At 56.3% G+C, this 21,734-nt stretch carries 15 protein-coding genes; 9 read left to right on the top strand and 6 right to left on the bottom strand.

Annotation, left to right across the window (positions count from 1 at the left end; translation table 11 throughout):
- Positions 1–222: 222 nt before the first annotated feature.
- Entirely contained in the window at positions 223–2,604 is a 2,382-nt protein-coding gene (locus tag GOV85_RS19980) for a mechanosensitive ion channel family protein (RefSeq protein ID WP_171181514.1), read from the top strand.
- Between the two features lie 87 nt (positions 2,605–2,691).
- Here the strand turns inward: GOV85_RS19980 and GOV85_RS19975 are convergent, their stop codons facing one another.
- From GOV85_RS19975 to GOV85_RS19955, 5 genes are read right to left on the bottom strand one after another with little or no spacing between them, the layout of a single operon-like run.
- Positions 2,692–4,047 (bottom strand): CoA transferase, encoded by a 1,356-nt coding sequence (locus tag GOV85_RS19975; protein WP_171181512.1) that lies wholly within the window; start codon positions 4,045–4,047, stop codon positions 2,692–2,694.
- Positions 4,044–5,198, bottom strand: coding sequence for an ABC transporter permease (locus tag GOV85_RS19970; protein WP_171181511.1), 1,155 nt, complete (start codon positions 5,196–5,198; stop codon positions 4,044–4,046). Before GOV85_RS19970 ends, GOV85_RS19975 begins: the two co-directional genes overlap by 4 nt.
- Positions 5,195–6,223 (bottom strand): ABC transporter permease, encoded by a 1,029-nt coding sequence (locus GOV85_RS19965; protein WP_171094404.1) that lies wholly within the window; start codon positions 6,221–6,223, stop codon positions 5,195–5,197. Before GOV85_RS19965 ends, GOV85_RS19970 begins: the two co-directional genes overlap by 4 nt.
- 14 nt (positions 6,224–6,237) lie before the next feature.
- A complete protein-coding gene (locus tag GOV85_RS19960; protein ID WP_171181508.1) occupies positions 6,238–8,151 on the bottom strand; it encodes an ABC transporter substrate-binding protein in 1,914 nt (637 codons plus the stop codon).
- Entirely contained in the window at positions 8,144–9,916 is a 1,773-nt protein-coding gene (locus GOV85_RS19955) for an ABC transporter ATP-binding protein (RefSeq protein ID WP_171181506.1), read from the bottom strand. The genes GOV85_RS19960 and GOV85_RS19955 overlap by 8 nt, the downstream gene beginning before the upstream one ends.
- 233 nt (positions 9,917–10,149) lie before the next feature.
- On the opposite strand from GOV85_RS19955, the gene GOV85_RS19950 reads away from it, so the two are divergent.
- The 7 genes from GOV85_RS19950 (at position 10,150) to GOV85_RS19920 (ending at position 18,122) form a co-directional block, all read left to right on the top strand.
- Positions 10,150–10,647, top strand: coding sequence for a class I SAM-dependent methyltransferase (locus GOV85_RS19950; protein ID WP_348540064.1), 498 nt, complete (start codon positions 10,150–10,152; stop codon positions 10,645–10,647).
- An 18-nt stretch (positions 10,648–10,665) separates the two neighbouring features.
- Positions 10,666–11,295: a glutathione S-transferase family protein gene (locus GOV85_RS19945; protein WP_171181504.1), complete on the top strand. Its 630-nt coding sequence runs from the start codon at positions 10,666–10,668 to the stop codon at positions 11,293–11,295.
- A gap of 113 nt (positions 11,296–11,408) precedes the next feature.
- Complete coding sequence (locus GOV85_RS19940; RefSeq protein WP_171181502.1) at positions 11,409–13,817, top strand: FAD-dependent oxidoreductase; 2,409 nt, start codon at positions 11,409–11,411, stop codon at positions 13,815–13,817.
- Positions 13,814–15,358, top strand: a complete 1,545-nt coding sequence (locus GOV85_RS19935) for a trimethylamine methyltransferase family protein (protein ID WP_171181500.1) — start codon at positions 13,814–13,816, stop codon at positions 15,356–15,358. Before GOV85_RS19940 ends, GOV85_RS19935 begins: the two co-directional genes overlap by 4 nt.
- The gene (locus GOV85_RS19930; protein WP_171181497.1) at positions 15,359–16,033 is read left to right on the top strand and encodes a TetR/AcrR family transcriptional regulator; all 675 of its coding nucleotides are present in this window, start codon (positions 15,359–15,361) and stop codon (positions 16,031–16,033) included.
- Positions 16,030–17,334, top strand: coding sequence for an FAD-binding oxidoreductase (locus GOV85_RS19925; RefSeq protein ID WP_171181495.1), 1,305 nt, complete (start codon positions 16,030–16,032; stop codon positions 17,332–17,334). The genes GOV85_RS19930 and GOV85_RS19925 overlap by 4 nt, the downstream gene beginning before the upstream one ends.
- Before the next feature lie 56 nt (positions 17,335–17,390).
- Positions 17,391–18,122, top strand: a complete 732-nt coding sequence (locus tag GOV85_RS19920) for a hypothetical protein (RefSeq protein ID WP_171181492.1) — start codon at positions 17,391–17,393, stop codon at positions 18,120–18,122.
- Between the two features lie 5 nt (positions 18,123–18,127).
- Here the strand turns inward: GOV85_RS19920 and GOV85_RS19915 are convergent, their stop codons facing one another.
- Positions 18,128–18,490 carry a DUF3307 domain-containing protein gene (locus GOV85_RS19915; protein WP_171181576.1) on the bottom strand — a complete coding sequence of 121 codons (363 nt, stop codon included), beginning with the start codon at positions 18,488–18,490 and terminating at the stop codon, positions 18,128–18,130.
- 245 nt (positions 18,491–18,735) lie between these two features.
- On the opposite strand from GOV85_RS19915, the gene GOV85_RS19910 reads away from it, so the two are divergent.
- Positions 18,736–21,732, top strand: a complete 2,997-nt coding sequence (locus tag GOV85_RS19910; RefSeq protein WP_171181574.1) for a cyclic nucleotide-binding domain-containing protein — start codon at positions 18,736–18,738, stop codon at positions 21,730–21,732.
- Positions 21,733–21,734: the final 2 nt, after the last annotated feature.

Genomic DNA, 21,734 nt, shown 5'->3' with positions numbered 1-21,734 from the left:
GAAAGGATCGCAAAAGGACCAAAGAAATCACCAACATATGGGACGCCCGCAACCTTTGCTAACGTCATATTCAATTTCCTCTGGATTGGAAACAGGCGCAAATCGCTTGTGCGCCGAGAACACGCCAGAACATGTTCTTGAAACGGGGGCGTGCGAGTGTTTGAACTGCCCGCGACGCTTCTTTATTCTGCACTGCATCGGAAAAACTGGAAACAAGACCCTATGAAACATACCTTTCTGGCCGCGCTCGTATGGGCTTTGTGGTCTTTCGTTCTGGCATTTCCGGTCAGCGTCTCGGCGCAATCATCCTTGATTCCAGGTTACGGTGCCGGAACGGGCAGCACGTCCGAGCCCGCACCTGAAAGCGATCTTGCCGCTGCGATACGCGCCGCCAGCGAGGCGGGCGCAAGTGTGATTGTCATCGACAGCACCGGCCAGGTCGTAACTACAGCAGGCGACGCCGAGGCAAGCCCCACCCAAAACGGCGGTGGGTCGAACAACCCTATGAGCGACGGATCGCAACTGATGAAGGCGCAGGAGCGGTTCTCGAAGTTCCGTGAGTCCATGCAATCACGGCTCGAGGCGCTGCCTTATTCGGTGTTCGAAGTGCAGTATATTCTGCGTCAGACCAGCCCTGACGGGCGTATCCAGACTTATGTCGAGGTCTTGGGCTGGAACATCCTCTTCCTGCTGTTGGGGCGTTGGCTGTCGATCGAGATTTACGGCAAACGCTTTGCTCGGCGTTGGGTTGTGGCCCGGGTCAAAGATGACCCTGTTGGATACCGCGAAAAGATGCCGTTCCTTGTCTTCCGCTTTTTGATGGGGATTGGTGGCACGATCTTTGCCATGCTTATGGCGCTGATTGTTGGGTATCTGTTCTTCGGCGAGGCCGAGGACATCTCGATCCAGTTTACGGTTACAGCCATTTTCACCGCGTTCTTCTTGGCGCGTACTGTATCCGATCTGTGGCGGATGGTTCTGTCTCCCTATCTGAGCCAATACCGCCTGCCGCCGTTTTCCGACAAGAACGCGCGCAGGCTGTACATCTGGGCGTCGGCTTTGGCGACCTACGACATCTCGGTTGTTTTGTTTGCAACATGGGTCGCGGATTTTGGCCTGAATTATAACGTTTATGCTATGGTTTATGGCGGGCTCACGATGCTTGGTGCGTTGGGCAATGTTCTGATGATCTTGTTCAATGCCCGGGCCATTTCGAATGCGATCCGGGGAGGGCGCGCATCAGATCAGGTATCGTTTCTCTTGCGTTTCGTGTCCTTTGGCTGGGCGCCTGCTCTTATCGTTTATGTCGTGTTCAGTTGGTTCCGTTTGGCCGTTGATTTGGCGCTCGAGAATCCGACGCCACTTCCGCTGATTGCAAGCAGTTACCTGATCTTCATGTCCGTCGTCATCGCCTATGGCGCGATGAACTATCTGCTGGAACGGTACTTTGATCGAACCCGCAAGATCGACGAAATAAACGAAGAAGCCGCGGCTGGCGAAGACGACATCGTGCCGTTGGAAACACCTGAGGCCGAGCAAAGAAAGCAATACCTTCTCACCTACGAAGATCTGGCCCGTCGGGTGGCCGGAATTCTGGCCTTTGTGATCGGAGCTTATGCGCTAGTGGTCATCTGGTACCCGGACGCGGACTGGAGCCAGGACCTGCCAGTCGAACGTGCGCTGGATGTGATGGTCATCATCTTCATTGGCTATATCCTGTTCCACTTCTTCCGCATCTGGATAGACAGCAAGATTGCCGAAGAGGTCGATGACGGCACAGAAGCGGAGCTGGGCGATGAAGGCGGCGAGGGTGGGCAAAGCCGTCTGGCAACATTGCTGCCCCTGTTCCGGGGTGCAATTCTGGCTGTCGTCGTCGTCACGATTGTTCTGATTGTTCTGATGGAGTTGGGCATCAATGTCAGCCCGCTGTTTGCTGGCGCTGGTGTAGTAGGTTTGGCAGTTGGTTTTGGGTCGCAAACACTTGTGCGTGATATCTTTTCGGGCGCCTTTTTCCTGTTGGATGATGCGTTCCGCAAAGGCGAATATATCGACATCGGGGATGTAAAGGGCACGGTCGAGAAGATCTCGGTCCGGTCCATGCAACTGCGTCATCACCTAGGTGCGCTGAACACCATTCCCTTTGGTGAGATCAAGGTGCTGACCAACTATTCGCGCGATTGGGTTATCATGAAACTGCCCTTGCGCGTGACCTATGACACAGATGTCGAGAAAGTGCGCAAGCTGATCAAGAAACTAGGCCAACAGCTGTTGACCGATCCTGTGATTGGCGACAATTTCATCCAGCCGCTGAAATCTCAGGGTGTGATCGAGATGCAGGATTCCGCGATGATCATCCGGGTTAAGTTCATGACCAAACCGGGTGACCAGTGGCTGGTACGAAAGAAGGTTTATCAGGAAATTCGCGAACTCTTTGCGCGTGAGGGTATCAAGTTTGCCCACCGCGAGGTCACGGTGAGGCTGGCGGATGGAAAAGAAGCCGAGGATCTGACCCCGAAACAGCGTGAGGCTGTAACTGGTGCAGTTCAGGCCGCAATTGACGAAGAATACCTGGACGATATCGGCCCCGGAGGCGACGACCGCTAGGGCGTGCTCCCGCCATTTTGAGGGACATCTCTGACGAGATCCCGTCAATATGTTGGGCCCAGCCGCGCGTTCCGCGTGGCGGTTGGGTCAATTGGCGTTCAAGGGCCAAATGGGCTGTGATGTGCCCAATTTCGATGCAGGCAAATCCCAGTGCATTGATGCCTCGCCGACTTTAAGCGCAGGTTTGAGCCGATGACCGGGCCCCCAGCCAGATGCTTCGGTTTCCGTGTTGTAGTCTTTGGGTGTCGGATTGATCGGTGCTGCTTCGGTATCGTCCTTGCCAAGGACAGCCAGAAGTTCAGCTGTGCGGGCAAGGGACAGGTGGGCGTGCATGATGGAACTGCCCGATGCGGCCTCTGACAGGGCGGACAGAACAGCGGCCGCCATCAAATACCCTGTTGCGTGATCAAGGGCCTGAACCGGCAGGGGGGTAGGTTTGTCCGCCTGCGCCCAGCCCATTCCGGTATGGGCGATGCCCGCGCTCATCTGCACAAGGCTGTCAAAACCGCGCCGGGTGGACCATGGCCCCTGCCAGCCATAGGCATCCAGAGTGACCTCGATCCGGTTCGGAGCCAATTCGTCACGTTTGGCGCGCGTCAGGCCCAAAACATCCAATGCGCCCGGTCGATACCCGTGCACAAACACATCCGCTTGTGACAGCAGCTCTTGCAGCCGCTTCATGCCATCGTTTGTTTTCAGGTCCAGATAGGCGCAGTGCTTTCCCAGTGAGATGTCAGGGATCACCCCCGGTTCATCCCAATCAGGCGGGTCGATGCGCAGAACCTCGGCGCCGAAACCGGCCAGCGTGCGGGTCGAGACCGGACCGGCCAGAACACGTGTCAGGTCAAGCACGCGTAATCCCGCCAGGGGCCGTTTGGCGGTCGCGTGCGGCCTGTCGCGCAGCTTGACATAACGCGGCCCCTGCCAACCGATCAGCGGATCGCGTGACACGGCGCGGCCTTGCGGATGTTCCAGCCACTCGGCTCGACTGCGCATCGCAGCGGCAACGCCGCCTTCCGCCACGACGGCAGTTTCCAGATCCGCTATGGACCATGACTTAACGGCAGTTGCCACGGCCTCGCGATCAGGCGGAGTACCAAGAACCTTCAGCGCAGCCGCTCGGTGGCGAGTTAAGTTGGTGTGCAACCTGATCCAGCCGTCCGAGGCTTTATAGTCGCCTGCGACCGCATCCCACAGGCTTGGCATGTCCCAACCGTCTGGTTTGAAAGAATAGCCGAACCAAAGGGACGCCAGCCGGTGATCGACCGTGATCTCAGGTTTAACGGAGAGCAGGTTGAGCGCTTGCATCAACCGGGCCATTTCGTGACCTACCGCCGCAAAGCTGGCTGTGGCCAATTCAGAAACGGCAAAAGCGCTGGGCAGCGCGCCTTCACCCGTTTTGCGATAGCTGTCCGCAGCAGGAAGGGTGGCCAGAAGGCTCATTGCTGATAGGGGTCCAGGCTGTCGCGCAGCCCATCACCGAGGAAGTTGAACGCCAGCACGACCACGATGATCGGTAGCATCGGGATGGCCGTCCACGGGTAGATTTCGATCGAGGCGAGGTTCTGTGCATCATTCAGCATGACACCCCAACTGACCGCAGGTGCCCGCAGACCCAACCCAAGGAAACTAAGCGCTGTTTCCCCCAGGATCATGGCCGGTATCGACAAGGTGGCTGATGCGATCAGGTGCGACATGAAGTTGGGTAGCAGGTGTTTGCGGATCACCCGGCCCGAGCTCGCGCCCATCATTTCAGCCGCGCGCACATATTCTTCCTCACGCAGTGACAGGAACTTGGCCCTAACTGAACGCGCAAGGCCAGGCCAGTCGAGTATGCCCAGGATAATCGAAATGATGAAGAAAACCGCCACAGGGCTCCAGTTCGATGGTACGGCGGCGGACAGCGCCAGCCAGAGTGGCAGTTCCGGCAACGAGCGCAGAATTTCGATGACTCGGTTGATCGTCCAGTCGATGCGCCCGCCGAAATAGCCCGCCATCGAGCCGAACAAGATGCCCAGAAAGAACGACACAGAGATACCGATCAGGCCCACCGTCAACGAAAGCTGAGCGCCATAAAGGATACGACTGAAGATGTCGCGCCCCAGTCGATCAGATCCCCACAGGAACAGGGTGGCGCCTTCGGGGGCGCAGAACAGATGAGTGTCGGACGGTATGAACCCGGCCAAACGGTACTCTGACCCTTCGCAAAAGAACCTGATGGGACGAGGGTCGTCTGTGTCGGGCACAAATTTCCACTGGAATGTCTCAAGATCCGCTTCGGCGACGATCGGATACACATGGGGCCCGATGAACTCACCCTCATGGAACCAATTTACAGATTGCGGCGGGGCATAGAGGTGTTCGCCATTTCGCTCGTTCGGCCCATAGGGTGCGATAAACCCGGCAAAGGGCAACATCAGATAACAAAACAGCAAGAAAATGCCAGAGATCAGGCCAAGCTTGTGAGTGCGGAACTTGCGCCAGACCAGCACCCAATTTGGCGCGTCCAGATCGGCGCGTTCGAGCTGCTGAACAGACGCTTGCGGATCAAATGGCGCGTCATCGACAAAGCGGTCATCGGGACGATCAGTCATGCTTCGCGCCCCTCATAACGGATGCGCGGATCCAGCATCACCAGCAGAATATCCGAGATCATCGTTCCGATCAGCGTGAGCAAAGCGACGAACATCAGGATGAAGGCCGACAGAAACTGATCCTGCGTTTTCAAAGCCGTCAGCAGGGTCGGGCCAATTGTTTGCAGGCCCAGAACGACGGAAACCAGAACTGAGCCTGATACCATTGACGGAAGCAGGTTGCCGATATCGGCCACGAAAGGGTTAAAGGCCACACGCAGTGGGTATTTGGTCAGCATCCGCGACGGGGCCATACCTTTGGCAATCGCAGTTTCGACATAAGGCTTGCCAAGCTCATCCAGCATATTTGCCCGCAGGCGCTGCATCATGGCCGAGGCCCCAGAGGTGCCGATCACGAAGGTTGGCACGATCAAATGAATGAGGATGGATTTCAGCTTGTCCCAACTCATCGGCTCGCCTTCGAACTTGGGATCCATAAGGCCACCAATGGGCAGGTTGAAATACTGGTGTCCGTAGTAGAACAAGATCAGAGCCAAAAGGAAGTTCGGTGTGGCCAGGCCCAAATATCCAACAAAAGCCGAGGTATAGTCGATCCACGTTCGCGACCGCGCCGCGGCGATAACACCAAGGGGCAAAGCTACGGCATAGACAAACAAGATCGCAGCCAGATTGACGACCACAGTCAACCAAAGCGTATCGCCAACAATTTCTGATACGGGACGGTCAAATTCAAAAGACCAGCCATAGTTTCCTTGAATTAGACCGGAAAACCCGTGCGGTCCGGGCCAGAACCCCATCCAGATCAGGTATTGCTCCCAGATGGGACGATCCAAAGCGTATTCCGTGCGCAGAAACTCGGCCTTGGCGACACCGGCAGATTGCCCCGAGGCCTGAAGCTCGGCGATCTGGTTGCTCAGGTAATCACCGGGCGGCAGGTTGATGATTGTGAAAATCAGGACCGAAACTACCAACAAAGTCAGCAGCATCGTAAAGAACCGATAGACCGCATAGCGCAGCATGACCATTTTGCTGCTCCTGCTCAGTCAGCGAAAAAGAACTCATCCGGGCGATGGATGCCGAAATGCGCGCCTGGTTCCCATGCCCACATAGCCTGTTCCGGTACGTTGCGCAGACGATTCGAGACAACCACCGGCTGCGGCGCGCCGTTCAGGATGCCAATTGCATACAGTTGGTCCGCATGAATTTTCAGCATTTCTGTCCAGGCTGCCGTGCGTTCTTCATCGCTTGTGGCGATTTCCCAATCATGGGCCAGTTCCATCAGACGTTCGGCTTCGGGCATGTCAGGGGCTTCTCCAACTTCACCCTTTGTCTGGTAATATTGACCCCATTTGGGCCAAGCGAGGAACACTTGATCAGTGGGTGCCAGATAAGCTGGTGAAGTGTGAGCCTGCGGGATTCCGTCATCCCATCCAAACCAAACTGAAGCCATCGAGTTGCCCGCAAACACCCGGTTGCGCAGAATGTCGCGGTCCAGTGGACGCATCACCAGTTTGACCCCGATCTCGCGCCAGTTGTCGGTGACGATTTGCAGGGCATTCTCGACCTCTTGCCGTTCACCTGCGGTTTCGATGATCAACTCCATCGGGCGGCCATCGGGCAGCAAACGGATGCCGTTTTTATCGCGCTGCGTCAGACCGGCTTCGTCCAGCAGGGCATTGGCCTGATCAATATCGTATTGCGCCCAGGCCTCGGCGTTCTCTTCATTGTAGAACGGCGAAGCGGGCAGCACTGACATCGCTGCGGGGCGCGCCAGTTTGAAATACAGAGCCTGATTGATGGTCTTGCGGTCGATACTCAGCGACAAGGCACGTCGCACACGAACGTCGCGCAACACGTCGCGCCAGACGTCATCCGCAAAGTTAAGGTTCGGATAGATCGCAACCTGGGACGCTACGCCGGTTTTCCACAGCAGCGTTTTGTAGCCGCCTTGGGCCTCACCTTTTTTAAGGATCGACGCGTCCCGGAAGGCCAATCCGCGACCTTGCAGATCGCTTTCACCTGCGTTGGTCTTGGCGGCGACAAGGCCGGGGGCAACAATCTCCATCTCAACCACGTCGATATAGGGCAACTGTACCCCGTTGCTGTCGATACGGTGGTAGTAGGGGTTGCGCACAAAGTTATGCCTGATCTTCTTGCCCGAGCTTGCGTTTAGCCAAGGTTGCAAAGTCGGCAGTTCGTGGTTGTCGAACTTGTAAAGGTTGTCCAGCTTGTTGTGCAACGCGGCCCAGCTTTTGACCCTTGCATCTTCAACAAGAAAGGCCAGCTCCTCGGGATCGGCGTATTTTTCGTGATACTGTTTGAGGAAGGCGGACGGACGGTAAATAAATGGCGGTCGCGCATTGGCAAGCGTTTGCAGGAAGTCCGGGTTTGGATCCTCCCATTCGAAGATCACCGTGGTTTCATCAGGAAATGTAACCGTTGGTGATTTGCCTTCGACGATCAGAAACTCAAGCGGACCTGAAGGGCTGAGCAGTTCGTTATTGGCAACCTCTTCCCACCAATAGCGGAAATCTTCCGAGGTGAAGGGCGAGCCGTCTGACCATTTGTGCCCTTCCCGCAGTTTCAGCGTGAACTTGCGATTGTCTTCGTTCTCGAACGAGGCCAGCAGATCGGGCACAATTTCATAGTCCTGGTTAAACCCAACAAGGCGGGCATAGCCGTAGACGACCATTTGGCGGATATCTTTCGACCGTGTCACCATCGTACGCAGCGTACCGCCTTGGGTTCCGAATTCGCGGCCTTTGGCGGTCAGATCAACAACCAGCGGTTCCTTGGGAAGACGTTCTTCGATCGGCGGAAGGTTGCCTGCTTCTACTTCAGCGCTCCAGAAGGCGCTTTCCTGAGGAGTAGGAAAGGTTTCTGCCGTGGCGGGCAGCATCCCCGTCAGGGCCAGCATTGCGGCCAGGATCAGGGGGCGAGTGGTCTTAAACATGGCAACGTACCTTATGGCCCGGTTCCAATTCCACCAATGAAGGTATCACGGTGTCCGAGAAACGGAAGGCTTCTTCCCAACTGTCCGGTGCGCCGGCGCCCAATGAAACCATTTGCAGGTCAATTGGACGGTTGATGTCGGGTTCGGGTTGAGCGGCAATCAGCGCCTTGGTGTAAGGGTGACGCGGATTGTAGAAAAGCGTTTCGGGCGGTGCCTGTTCGACAATCAGGCCGCGCCGCATAACGGCAACTTCGTCGGCAATCCGGGCGACAACGGCCAGATCGTGCGAGATAAACAGATAGGACAGGTTCAGGCTGTCCTGAAGGTTCTCCAGCAAGGTCAGGATTTGTTCCTGAACCGAGACATCCAGAGCCGATGTGGGTTCGTCACAGACAATCAGTTGCGGGTCCAACATCATGGCACGGGCCACAGAAAGGCGCTGCCGCTGCCCGCCGGAGAAAGCGTGGGGATAGCGTTTCAGCATGTCTTCTGTCAAACCGACACGTTGCAGCATCTCGGCTGCTTTGTCGCGCTGTTCCGCTGCGGTGCCGATCTTGTGGATTTCCAACGGTTCGGTCATCGCGTCCTGAATGCGCATACGCGGACTGAGCGAGCTATAGGGGTCCTGAAAGACCATTTGTGCCTTTCGCTGAAACGCCGTGCGCTGGGCGCGCGTCATGCTGTGCACCGTGATTGGGTCGACGTCAGGTGCAGTGCGGAACAGAACTTCGCCACCAGGGTCGGGCAATTCGGCACCCAATGCGATCCGGGCTGCTGTCGTCTTTCCCGATCCGCTTTCGCCAACAATGGCCAGCGTTTTGCCGCGTGCAAGGTTCAGGTCGACGCCGCGACAGGCATAGATTGCGGTGTCGGCTTGCCACCCCTTGCTGGACCGCATGGTGTAGGTCTTGGACACGTCCTTCATCTGAAGAATCAGATCTTCGTCTGGCATCGGAATACCTACGGCATCCTGATCCGGAATTTCCGGCGCGGCATCGAACAACTGTTTCGTATAAGGATGAGCCGGAGCGGTCAGGATTGGCGCGGCCGGGCCCGACTCCATGATGCGACCCTTGTGCATGACCACGACCTGTTCGGCCATATTGGCGACGACACCCAGGTCATGGGTGACAAGGATCAACGCCATGCCGGTCTCGCGCTGCAATTCCTTGATCAGCCCCAGCACCTGCGCCTGTGTGGTCACATCCAGCGCAGTGGTTGGTTCGTCCGCTATCAGCAGTTCGGGCTTGGATACCATCGCCATTGCGATCATAGCGCGCTGACGCATCCCGCCGGACAATTCAAACGGGTACGAGTCATAAGCGCGCTGGGGGTCGGGGAAACCCACGCGATCAAACTGCCTCAGAACTTCTTTGCGGGCCTCGGCTTCTGAAAGACCACGATGCAGCCACAAGACTTCGCTGACTTGATTGCCGATCTTGTGCAGGGGCGACAGTGAACGCATAGGTTCTTGAAAGATCATCGAAACCCGGTTGCCGCGTATGTTGCGCATCTCGCGTTCCGAGACCGATGTAAGCTCGCACGTACCTTTGGAATCGTTCAGCGTAATTGTGCCGCTGCGGATCTGTGCAGAGCGGGGTAGAATACGCAAAGCGGCCCGACATGTGATTGTTTTGCCCGATCCGGATTCACCCACTAGTGCAAGCGTCTGACCGGCCTCGACGTCGAAGTTCACATCCGTGACCACGGAATTGCCCGTACCAAAGCCAATGCTCAGGTTTCTGACGGACAACAACGCGTTCATGCGGGTTTTCTACCCGTTTGACCAAAAGGTGACATCGGTTAATTCAACTCCCCGTGATTTTTTGCTTAGTGTCGCGCGGTTCCGCCCGACTAGTCAAACCCGTTCTTGGGCTGAAATGTCGCGGAATTGTGAAACTTTGGGCTTCATCGCTACACAAAGTCTTGAGAATTTGTCATCTAGGGCCGCATCGGGCGCATCTATGCTTCCGAATAGTATCAAGGAGATATGTGCTGGTGTCCGAGAATCAAAGCCGCCTGGATCTGTTCATCGACCGCATGGTGTCGCAACGCGCGTGTCTGGATTTTGCGATTGCGCATACGGCGGGCATGAAAGGCCCGGTTTTCGAGTTGGGTTTGGGCAATGGCCGTACCTATCACCATCTTGTGCAGCATATGGATGACCGCCCGGTTTATGTGTTCGAACGCGCGGTGGCTTCTCACCCAGACTCAACCCCACCCGAGGATCGGGTGATTCTGGGGGATGTGCGCGATACGTTGCCTGCATCCGTTGACCGGTTTGGCGCAACAGCGAGCCTTATCCACGCAGACTTGGGCGGGCATAACCGTGAGAAGAACGATAAATTTGCTCGGTTCGTCTCGCCGCTGATTGAACCTTTGCTGGCGCAGGGCGGTCTGATGGTGTCCAGTGATCGCATGTATTTCGACGGGCTGACAGAAATGCCGCTGCCCGAAGGTGCCGTTGAAGGGCGCTGTTTCATTTACCGCCGTTGATCTGAAAGGGGCACCAGCATGATTTTCTACGACTGCTCAACAGCCCCCAACCCCAGGCGAGCCCGCATGTTCATTGCGGAAAAAGGGCTTGAGATCGAGACCCGAGAAGTCTCGATCGCCGAAGGCGCGCAACTGAGCGATAAATTCCGCGCCGTCAATCCGCGCGCCACCGTGCCTGTCCTGGTAACCGATGATGGTACAGTTCTCACCGAGAACATGGGTATTGCCGCTTATCTTGAGGCACGTTTTCCCGAACCGCCTTTGATGGGTCGGACCCCCGATGAAAAAGGTCTGGTTCTGATGTGGAATGCGATCGCCGAACAGCAGGGTGGTTTGCCCATCGCCGAAACGCTGCGCAACAGTCATCCGGCTTTTCGAGACCGCGCTATTCCTGGTCCGTCCAACTATGCCCAAATCCCGGAACTGGCGCAGCGCGGAAAAGACCGTGTGATTCAGTTTTTTGATCTGCTCGAGGCGCGGTTGACCGAAAGCGCATTCATCGCGGGTGACGACTTCACTCTAGCTGACATCTCGACCTTTGTTTTTGTCGATTTCGCGCGTGTGATTAAAACGCGAATCCCTGAAGGCAATACTGCGACGATCGCATGGTTTGAAAGCATCCAGTCGCGTCCTAGCGCCAAGCTTTAGCGACCACCGTTCCAAGGCGCCCATCCCTGCTGGCCTGCACTGTACAGAAATGTCTAGACAGAAATGAACAGTGCCACTAGCGTTTTCCCAGATTTTGTTTTGGGGAGGTTCAGATGAAATCTCAGTATCGCGTTGTTGTCATTGGGGGCGGGGTCGTCGGGGCCTCGGTTCTGTATCATCTGGCCAAGTTTGGCTGGTCGGATGTCGTGATGCTTGAACGGCGGCGGCTTGCGTCGGGCTCTTCGTGGCACGCGGCTGGCGGTATCCACGCGTTGAATGCCGACCCGAATATGGCGTCACTGCAGGCGTATACCATCGACCTGCTCAGTGAAATCGAAAAGGAATCGGGTCAGAATATCGGTTTGCACATGACCGGCGGTCTGACTCTTGCCGGAACGCCCGAACGGTGGGAGTGGTTGCAGGCCAACTACCGAATTTTCCAGTCCATCGGGATTGACGATTGCGAGTTGCTGACCCAGCAAGAGGCCCAGAAACGTTGTCCGATCATGTCCACCGAGGGCGTGCTGGGTGCTATGTGGGCGGATCGTGAAGGGTATATCGACACAACCGGAACAGTGCAGGCTTATGCAACAGCGGCCCGAAAACGCGGTGCTGAGTATTACGAAGAAACCAAAGTCGAGGAACTGATTCAAAGCGATGAAGGTTGGAAGGTTGTGACCGACAAGGGCACGATTACTTGCGAACATGTGGTCAATGCGGCGGGCCTGTGGGCCAAGCAGGTCGGGCGCATGGCTGGCGTCGAATTGCCGGTATCACCGCTTAAGCACCACTATCTGATCACTGACACAGTGCCCGAAGTCGCAGCCGCCGATTTTGAGATGCCGATGACCGTGGACCTGGAAGGATTCACCTATATGCGGCAGGACCAAAAGGGCGTTCTGGTCGGCATTTATGAAGTAGATCACGAGCATTGGGCCATGGACGGCGCGCCGTGGAACTATGGCGAAGAGCTGTTTCAGGAACAGCTTGACCGGATCGAGAACGAATTGACGCTGGGCTTTGAACGTTATCCTTCGATTCAGAATGTCGGCATCAAGACATGGGTGAACGGCGCATTTACCTTTTCGCCCGACGGTAACCCTTTGGTCGGTCCGGTGCCGGGCAAACGTGGCTATTGGTCTGCCTGTGCGGTGATGGCGGGCTTCCTTCAAGGTGGAGGCGTGGGTAAGACCTTGGCCGAATGGATGATCCATGGCGAGCCCGAGGCTGATGCCTGGTCAATGGATGTGGCCCGCTACGGCGACTATGCGCAGAACAAGCGCTACATCCGCGAGACCACGGGTCAGTTCTATTCCCGCCGTTTTGTGATGACCTATCCAAACGAACAACTGCCTGCAGGCCGTCCGCTGAAGATGGCTCCTGCGCATGACGCGATGACCGAGGCTGGCTGCAAATGGGGCGTCAGCTGGGATCTGGAGGTGCCGCTGTATTTCGCACCAAAGGGTTTCGAGGAAACACCAACGCTTAAGCGGTCCAATGCACATGACATCGTGACTGAAGAATGCAAGGCCATCCGTGAAGGCGTGGGCCTGATGGATATCTCGGGCTTTTCTCGGTTTGAAGTGACCGGTCCGAATGCCGAAGCGTGGCTCGACAGGGTGATGGCCTCGAAACTGCCTGCCCCGGGGCGCGCGAAACTGGCCCCGATGCTGGGCAAGGATGGGCGGCTTAAGGGCGATTTGACCGTTTTGAACTGGGGCGACGGCACCTGGTGGATCATGGGCAGCTACTATCTGCGTGCCTGGCACAAGCGCTGGTTTGACGATCATATGATTGACGGTGTCGAACTGCGTGATCTGGGTGAGGAATATTGCGGCTTTGCCGTGGTTGGGCCGAAATCGCAGGCTGTGGTCGAAAAGCTGGCGGAGCAGGATATCTCGGGCTTGAAATTCATGGGCTGCGGCGATTTCGACATCGGCCTTGTTCGTGCTCGCGTGGCGCGCATGTCCGTGACCGGCGAAAAGGGGTACGAGATCAACTGCCGCTATGGCGACCACATCAAACTGCGCCGTATCTTGTTGGAGGCCGGTGCCGAAGAAGGCCTTCGCGAGGTTGGTTTCAACGCCATGGGGTCGACCCGGTTGGAAAAGAGCTTTGGCATTTGGTCAGCGGAGTTCACGCAAGCCTATACACCCGGCATGACTGGCATGGATCGCTGGATCGATTGGGAAAAAGAGTTTGTCGGCAAAGAGGCCGCGCTTGCCGAACGCAATGGCAATGGTCCGGCACAGGTACAGGCGACGTTGGAAATCGATGCTGTGGACGCGGATGCCAGCGGGTACGAGCCGATCTGGGCCAATGGTGAACGCGTTGGTTTCGTAACCTCGGGTGGCTATGGGCATTACACCGGCAAATCGCTAGCGATGGCGCTGATTGACCGCGACAAAGCTGAACCGGGTACTGAACTGTCCGTCCATGTGGTTGGCGTGGAACGGTCGGCACGCGTGGTTGCGCCGTCGCCTTATGACCCGCAAGGCAAAGCGATGCGAGGCTGGTCATGACCGCTCAGGACCGAGGACGCAGGCGGCGCGGGCGGGGGGCCGAAGCCGCCCCGCAACCCAGTCGCGATGTGAACTATCGCCAGCTCAAGAACCCTTTCCCGCAAATGGAGGTGTTTCCGGCGGATCAGATCGCCGACATGCATGAGACTGCGTTGCGTACGTTGGAAGAATTGGGCGTAAAATGTCTGCTACCCGAGGCGCGCAAGCTTTTCAAACAAGGTGGTGCGCGCGTGGACGAAGACAGTGAAATGGTCTTCATCGGGCGCGAGATGGTTGGGGCCGCTGTGGCCTCGGCCCCCAAATCTATTGATTGCCGAGCCGGAGCGCGGCGGCGGGATTTCACGCTTGAACTGGGCACTTTGGTCTTTCAACCCGGTGCCGGGGCTCCGAATGCGACCGACCTTGAACGTGGACGTCGCCCCGCGACAGGGCAGGATTATCTGGAGTTTCTGAAGCTCACGCACCATTTCGATGTATTCCAGATGATCTCGCCTCAGGTCGAGCCGCAGGACGTACCAACCCATTTGCGCCACTATTTTACCACGCAAGCGCAGATGGAGCTTACAGACAAGTTCCCGTTCTTTTTCTCGCGCGGCACGCCGCAGGTGATGGATTGCTTTGAGATGCTGTCCACGGCCCGTGGCCTTTCGAGTGATGAATTCCAGGGCAATGCGCATTGTTACACGATCATCAACACCAATAGCCCGCGCACTTTGGATATTCCGATGGCGCAAGGTCTGATCGACTTCGCGCGGCATGGTCAGATGTCGATCATCACGCCGTTTACCCTGATGGGCGCGATGGCTCCGATTACTGTGGCCGGGGCGATCACCTTGTCCCATGCCGAAGCGCTTGCCGCTTTGACCCTGACCCAGCTTGCCAAGCCCGGTGCTCCGGTCTGTTATGGAACGTTTACAAGCAACGTGGATATGAAATCTGGTGCCCCTGCATTCGGGACGCCTTCGCATTTCCAGGCGTCTCTGGCTGCGGGTCAATTGGCGCGGCACCTGGGGTTGCCTTGGCGGTCGGCAGCAGGATCAGCGTCAAACATCAACGATGTGCAGGCCGCGAACGAGAACCAGTTTGGCCTTTGGGGCTGCCTGATGGCCGGGGCAACCGTGATCATCCATTCCGCAGGTTGGCTGGAGGGTGGCCTGACCGTATCCTTCGAAAAACTGGTCTGCGATGCCGAGGTCCTGAACATGGTGGCCGAACTTTGCGCGGGTGCACAGGCAGGCGCGGCAGAGATCGGATATGATACGGCCTTGCGTGAGGTCGAACCCAGTGGACATTTCTTTGCCTCAAGCCAGACGATGGAGCGGTACAATACCGAGTTCTATCAACCTCATCTTCATGACTATGCCAACTTTGGCACCTGGACCGAACGTGGGGCGGTTGATGCGAATAATCGGGCTACTGACGTTTGGAAAGGCATCCTGAGCGACTTCAAAGCACCAAGTACTGACAGTGACCGTTTGGGTGCCATGCACGACTTTATTGCGCGTCGGACTGCCGAGGGCGGCGCGCCGCCGGAGAGTTGAATGAATACAAAACCTGTCCTTCACCGCGATGATCCCAAGGCTGAACCCTTGATCGGCAACGTCAAGGTCACGCGTGACGATTGGTTGAATGTGGCAATGGACGTGCTGATTTCGGACGGGATAGATCAAATTAAGGTTCTGAATCTTGCTGAGCGGATGGCTGTATCGCGCTCATCCTTTTATTGGTACTTCAAATCTCGGCAAGAACTGATGGATGCGCTGCTTGCCCGCTGGCAAGCCACCAATACGGCAGCATTGATCAAGCAGGCGGAGGCCCCGGCTGAGACAATCACAGCAGCTGTCTGCAACGTGCATCGTTGTGTGGTAAACAGCGAGTTGTTCGACACTGCGCTGGACTTTGCTGTACGTGACTGGGCGCGTAAATCCGGCAAGGTGCGGCGTGCGCTGGACCAATCCGACGCGCGTCGCCTTGCGGCACTGCACGCAATGTTTGCCCGCTACGGCTATTCCGAGATCGAGGCCGAAACTCGAGCGCGGGTACTGTATTACATGCAGATTGGCTATGACCTGGCACAAATGAACGAACCAATTGAGATGCGGATCTCGCTATTGGCGCACTACCTCTACACGTTTACCGGCGTTGAGCCAAAGCCAGAAGAAGTTGAAGAATTCAGCGCATATACAATGCGTTATTGGAAAGGAGACTTGAAATGAGTCAACCAGACGCAATCATCATTGGCACGGGTGTGATCGGCGCGGCCATTGCGTTCGAGATGTCGAAGGCGGGGTGGAAAACCCTGTCTTTAGACCGCAATTCTCAGGTTGGTCACGGCTCAACCGCCGGGTCTTGTGCAATAATCCGAATGCATTATTCGACCTTTGACGGAACGGCCTTTGCCTGGGAAGGCTACCATTACTGGCGCGACTGGGCCGACTATTTGGGTCTGCCCGAAGATGCCAATCTGGCCCAGTTCCGGGAAACCGGTTGTCTGGTCATGAAGACCGAGGCGAACGGTATGTTGGAAAAGCACATGCGCAATTCGTCGGATTTGGACTGCCCCTTCGAGGAATGGTCGGCTGAGAAAGTGGTGGAGCGCCTGCCGGTTTATTCGCTGGACAGTTTTGCCCCGGCGCGCCGTATGGATGATCCCGAGTTTGGCCAGTCCAACGGGCGGAAGATGACCGGGGGTGTATATTGGCCGCAAGCGGGGTATGTCACCGACCCGGCCTTGTCTGCGCAGAACCTGATGGATGCCGCGAAGCAGCATGGGGCCGAGATGCGCACCGGCGCTGAAGTTGCTGAAATCCTGACCGAGGGCGGGCGCGTTTCCGGCGTCAAACTGGCCTCGGGCGAGGAAATCCACGCCAAGGTCGTCGTCAACGTTGCGGGGCCGGGTTCGGCGATCATCAACGAGATGGCCGGTGTTCTGGACGACATGACCATCAAAACCCGACCCTTGCGGCAAGAGGTGGTACATGTTCCGGCACCAGAAGGGTTCGACTTTGAAAATGACGGAACCATCGTCTCGGACAGCGACATCGCCTGTTATTGTCGCCCGGAACATGGAAACCATATCCTTGTCGGATCAGAAGACCCGGAATGTGATCCGCATCAGTGGTGCGAGGACGATGTGAACTATAACCGTGAGTTCACTGACCAATGGACCACGCAGGCGATGCGCTATGCGCAACGTGTCCCCAGTCTTGGCATCCCGTCGAAAACGCGGGGCGTTGTTGACCTGTATGATGCGTCCACCGACTGGATTCCGATCTATGACAAATCCAGCCTGCCGGGGTTCTACATGGCCTGCGGTTCCAGCGGGAACCAATACAAAAACGCGCCGATTGCGGGTAAGATGATGACGGCTCTGATCTCGTATTGCGAGGGTGGTGCCGACCATGACGCAGAACCGTTGCAGTTCGAACTGCCCTATATCAAGCGGAGCATCGATGTCGGCTTTTATTCGCGCAAACGTCCGATCAACGAAGAAAGTAGTTTCTCGGTGCTGGGCTAGTCACGGCCTGTAAACGATCTACGTCTTGCGGGGCTGGCAAAGAGGGTGGCCCCGCTATGACCGACCGACAAACCAAAGTTCTGATTCTGGGCAGTGCTCCTTCGGCCTTAGAAGCGAGGGCTTGGTCGCGCCAGCCCTTCACGCATATTGTCGCCATCAACAACGCGTGGCGCATTCGAGAGGACTGGGACTACTTAATCCATCCCGAAGATTTTCCGACTGACAGATGTCCGAAGGACGTTACCAAAGCGCAAAGCATCGTCACTGCGCAAGACTATGTGCCCAAGCAGAACGAATATGGCGGGTTCGTCTACGCGGGCGGCACGATGGCTTTTACAGCCGGGTATTGGGCGCTGGCGGCTCTGAATCCGGATGTATTGGCGTTTTTTGGATGCGACATGATGTATTCGGGTTCTGGCAAGACCCATTTTTACGGAACCGGGGCCGCGGACCCGTTGCGGGACGATGTGACTCTGCGATCGCTCGAAGCTAAATCTGCGCGTCTGGCTCTTTTTGCAGCCAAACAGGGGTGCAGAGCAGTTCGGTTGTCCAACGGGCCCAGCCGATTGGTCTTTTCCTCAACCAGCCGGTCTAATCTGTCCGCGTCACCACTTATTGACACATTAGGAATGGGTCCAGCACGCCAAATAGAACACGATCTGGGCTATTACGTCGACTCAGGTCGGTATTGGGAGGTCGAAGAAAGATTCGATCCCGAAAAGATCGACGCATTGGATCGAATGTGGCTTCGGGCGTACAGAATGGGTGCGTTGAAAGAGGCGGCGTAACCTATTCAGGCTGCTGCAAAGCTAACCCACGCCCAGACCATCGCCACATATGTCAGGTTGTGCATCAACTGATCCAACCCGGCCGCGCGCCAAAAGGCGGCTTGCGAAGGTTCCAGCTGGTTTTTGTCAGAATAGCTGGCTTTGACGAAATCGATGTTGAAGTGGATTATCCATTCAAGCGCTGCGACAATCAGAATAAACGCCAAAGGTGCGCCAAAAACCAAGAACACAATAATAGAGCCTGCAACATGTACTGCTGCATGCTGTGCACGTCCCCAATGAAAATACTCACCGCGTCCAGAGAGCATTTTCGGTGTCTGGAGGTAAAAGTCAGCGAACATGTGCTTTACAAGCAATAAGCAAAGCATAGCGAACACTGCGCCAAAACTGGCAGCCAAAAGAACCCTCCCGATCTCGTCCTGCTGACCACTCTAGGCAATTAGATGGGCATACGTAAATGAACTAGTTCACATAAGCTTAAGAATTCGCACAATCGGGAAAAAAATTGCCAATTATGTCTGGATGGCATTAGAGTCATGCTGTTGAATTTGCGTGGATAACATCTGAACCGCGTCGTCGGTCAGCAGCAGGGGCAGGTTCCATAGAACGCACGATTTTCCGCTTTATCTGGAAGTACTCCAAACGCGACCAGCTGATCTTGTTGGCTGTGACAGCGACATTGTTCCCGCTGCTTTACCTAACGTTGGAACTGCCTAAGCGCATTATCAATGATGCGATTGGTGCACCCAACCCAGAAGTAACCATCTGGGGCTATACGATGTCGCAGACGAATTTTCTGGTTATTCTATGCTTTGCGTTTTTAGCGGCCGTATTGGGGCATGGCCTGATGAAAATGCGCATCAACACCATGAAAGGTGTGCTGAGCGAGCGGATGCTGCGGCGCTTTCGGTATCAGTTGATCAGCCGTGCGTTGCGATTTCCACAACCCTATTTCGAACGCGTCAGCCAGGGCGAGATGGTGTCGATGATCACCGCCGAAAGCGAGCCGATGGGCGGGTTGATGGGGGATGCGATCAGCCAGCCTGTATTGCAGGCGGGTCAGATGATCACGATCCTTGCCTTTTTGTTCCTGCAAAGCTTTTGGTTCGGCTTGGCCGCGGTGGCACTGATTCCGGTACAAGCCTGGCTGATCCCCAAACTGCAACGCCAAATCAACCTGCTGAACAAAAAGCGTATTCAAGAAGTGCGGGTGCTTGCGGCCCAAATCGGTGAAAACGCTGCAGGGGCTTCGACGCTGCGCGCCAATGGTGGCTGGCGTTATCGCCGGGCGATGATCTCTGATCAGTTGGGGCGGTTGTTCGGCATCCGGTTCGAGATCTACCAGAAGAAGTTTTTTATGAAATTCATAAACAACTTCATCTCTCAATTGACGCCATTCATGTTCTATCTGATCGGCGGTCTGCTGGTGCTGCAAGGCTCGGTCTCGCTGGGGGCGCTGGTTGCAGCGCTTGCGGCCTACAAAGATCTGAGCTCACCTTGGAAAGAGCTTTTGACCTACTACAACCAGACACAGGACATGTCTTTGCGTTGGGACGTGGTGATTGACCGCTTTGCGCCCAGCGGAATGCAGGACGAAGCCTTGTTTGAGGGCGAAGCTGACGCACGCCCCAATCTGAACGATGATATTGTGCTGGATCATGTTTCGGTTCGGGACATGGACGGCAATCAGGTGTTGGACGATCTGAACCTCAGCTTTCCGGGCGGCAAGACGATCGGCATTTCCGCCCCCAGCGAGGAAGACCGCCGTGCCATCGCCGAACTTTTGACGCGTGAAATCTTGCCCAGTGGTGGCAAGGTGCGTATCGGGGATGTGAACCTGGCCGAACTGCATCAGGGCGTTGTGGCCTCACGTATAGGTTATGCTACGTCCCGCCCTGTGATGTTTCAGGGCACTTTGGGCGACAACGTAATGATGCCTATGCGGTTCAGACCGTTGTCAGAGAGCGCAGATGACCCCGATTTTCGCGAAACCCTGCGGGCAGGAAACAGTTCCGACCCGTTCAAGGTGGATTGGCTTGATCCGTCTTTGGCAGGGCTTCCGGACGCGGCGGCCTTGCGCGATTGGTGGTTGCAGCTGATCGACGGGATGGGGTCTGGTGCGGCCCTGTTCCAGCGTGGTGCAGAACAAAGCTTTAACGCCGCTGAGCATTGCGAACTGGCTCAGAAACTGGTCGAGTTGCGTCCAATTGTGCGCAAAGCCGTTCAGGACGCGGGTCTGGAACAACAGGCGTTGATCTTCGACCGCAATCTGTACAACCCCGCCCTGCCTGTTGCCGAGAATCTTCTGTTTGCCACGCCCTGCGTTCCGGTGACACACGCTTTGCTGGTAGAACAGACGGTCTTTCTGGGCCAGCTGCGAGAGTTGGGGCTGGATGAAACGCTGATCGCATTGACCCGCGACGTGATCGAGATGTTGCGCCAGATTTTTGGTTTGGACGGTACGGATCACCCGTTGTTCCGCAAGCTCGGGTTGGATGCAAAGACCTATGAGGCTGCGGTCGAACTGGTTGAGCAGACCCGCAAAGAAGGCTCGGCCGGGTTGGACGATGCACAGTTGGCAAATATGCTGGCTGTGCCGTTTGTTATTTCGGCGGAACAGATCGGCCCAGCTTTCACCGATGAGCTGAAGGACCGGATTCTCGAACTTCGACACAGCCACTCTGAGAAGCTGATGGAACGTCTGAAGGATGTTTTTGTTCCGCTGGACCCGGAGGTATACGCACCCGGTCTGACAGTCATGGAAAACGCGCTTTTTGGTAAAGTCAGTCAGATTGGCGGGGCCCGTTCCGATGAGGCGCGCAAGCTGATTGTCGATGTGTTGGCCGAAAACGGTGCGCGGCCATTGGTGACGGAACTGATTTATGACGTGCCGGTGGCCTTGGGTGGTCAGAACCTGCCCGCGGTGTTTGCAGAGCCACTTGCGTTTACGCGCGCAACGATCAAGAAACCGGACGTCCTGATCTTGGAAAACGCCTTGGCCAGTTACGACATGAAAACGCAGGTGGCCGTCTACAAAAAGCTGCGTGAGTTGCTGCCGGAGACTACTGTCATCTACTTGAACGATCAGTTTGAAAACCCCGATGTATTCGACATGTTCGTTGAAATCAGGCAAGGTCGTGTGGTCTCGGACGGAGGGCCGGTAGACGTGGAGGAAGACAGCGCAGCATCGGCAGATCTGGCGCGGAAATTGCGTGCTCTGGAACAGACCCCGTTGTTCTCTGGTCTGGACCGACGTCAGTTGCGCCTGTTGGCCTTTGGTGCTCGCTGGTTTGACGCCGAGCCCGGGCAAGTGGTTTTCCTAAAAGACGACCAGCCAACCGATGGTGCCTATGTTGTGCTTGAGGGTGAGGCCGGATTGTACCTGCCGCAGGATCAAGGGCCGGATCAGTTGATCACCACCGTTGGACCGGGCGCTTTGGTCGGAGAGCTGGGCCTGATCCGCAAAGAGCCGCGCGCGTTGAGTATGGTGGCAGAAACTCAGCTGTCTTGTCTGCGGATTGGCGAAGAGGAATTCCTTGCCGTCGTCGAGAATGACGCTGCAACCGCCTTCAAGCTGCTTCAGGTGATTGCAGGCTACGTTTCAAGCTAGGG

The organism is Ruegeria sp. HKCCA4633 (assembly GCF_013034605.1).
GTDB lineage: Bacteria > Pseudomonadota > Alphaproteobacteria > Rhodobacterales > Rhodobacteraceae > Ruegeria.
This window is presented reverse-complemented; position numbering and strand designations above follow the sequence as displayed.

Bases quoted from the DNA above. Each gene is read 5' to 3' on its own strand.
- GOV85_RS19915 (WP_171181576.1), bottom strand. From the start codon at position 18,490: ATGCTTTGCTTATTGCTTGTAAAGCACATGTTCGCTGACTTTTACCTC.
- GOV85_RS19965 (WP_171094404.1), bottom strand. From the start codon at position 6,223: ATGGTCATGCTGCGCTATGCGGTCTATCGGTTCTTTACGATGCTGCTG.
- GOV85_RS19975 (WP_171181512.1), bottom strand. From the start codon at position 4,047: ATGAGCCTTCTGGCCACCCTTCCTGCTGCGGACAGCTATCGCAAAACG.
- GOV85_RS19920 (WP_171181492.1), top strand. From the start codon at position 17,391: ATGACCGACCGACAAACCAAAGTTCTGATTCTGGGCAGTGCTCCTTCG.
- GOV85_RS19945 (WP_171181504.1), top strand. From the start codon at position 10,666: ATGATTTTCTACGACTGCTCAACAGCCCCCAACCCCAGGCGAGCCCGC.
- GOV85_RS19980 (WP_171181514.1), top strand. From the start codon at position 223: ATGAAACATACCTTTCTGGCCGCGCTCGTATGGGCTTTGTGGTCTTTC.
- GOV85_RS19960 (WP_171181508.1), bottom strand. From the start codon at position 8,151: ATGTTTAAGACCACTCGCCCCCTGATCCTGGCCGCAATGCTGGCCCTG.
- GOV85_RS19930 (WP_171181497.1), top strand. From the start codon at position 15,359: ATGAATACAAAACCTGTCCTTCACCGCGATGATCCCAAGGCTGAACCC.
- GOV85_RS19935 (WP_171181500.1), top strand. From the start codon at position 13,814: ATGACCGCTCAGGACCGAGGACGCAGGCGGCGCGGGCGGGGGGCCGAA.
- GOV85_RS19940 (WP_171181502.1), top strand. From the start codon at position 11,409: ATGAAATCTCAGTATCGCGTTGTTGTCATTGGGGGCGGGGTCGTCGGG.
- GOV85_RS19925 (WP_171181495.1), top strand. From the start codon at position 16,030: ATGAGTCAACCAGACGCAATCATCATTGGCACGGGTGTGATCGGCGCG.
- GOV85_RS19955 (WP_171181506.1), bottom strand. From the start codon at position 9,916: ATGAACGCGTTGTTGTCCGTCAGAAACCTGAGCATTGGCTTTGGTACG.
- GOV85_RS19970 (WP_171181511.1), bottom strand. From the start codon at position 5,198: ATGACTGATCGTCCCGATGACCGCTTTGTCGATGACGCGCCATTTGAT.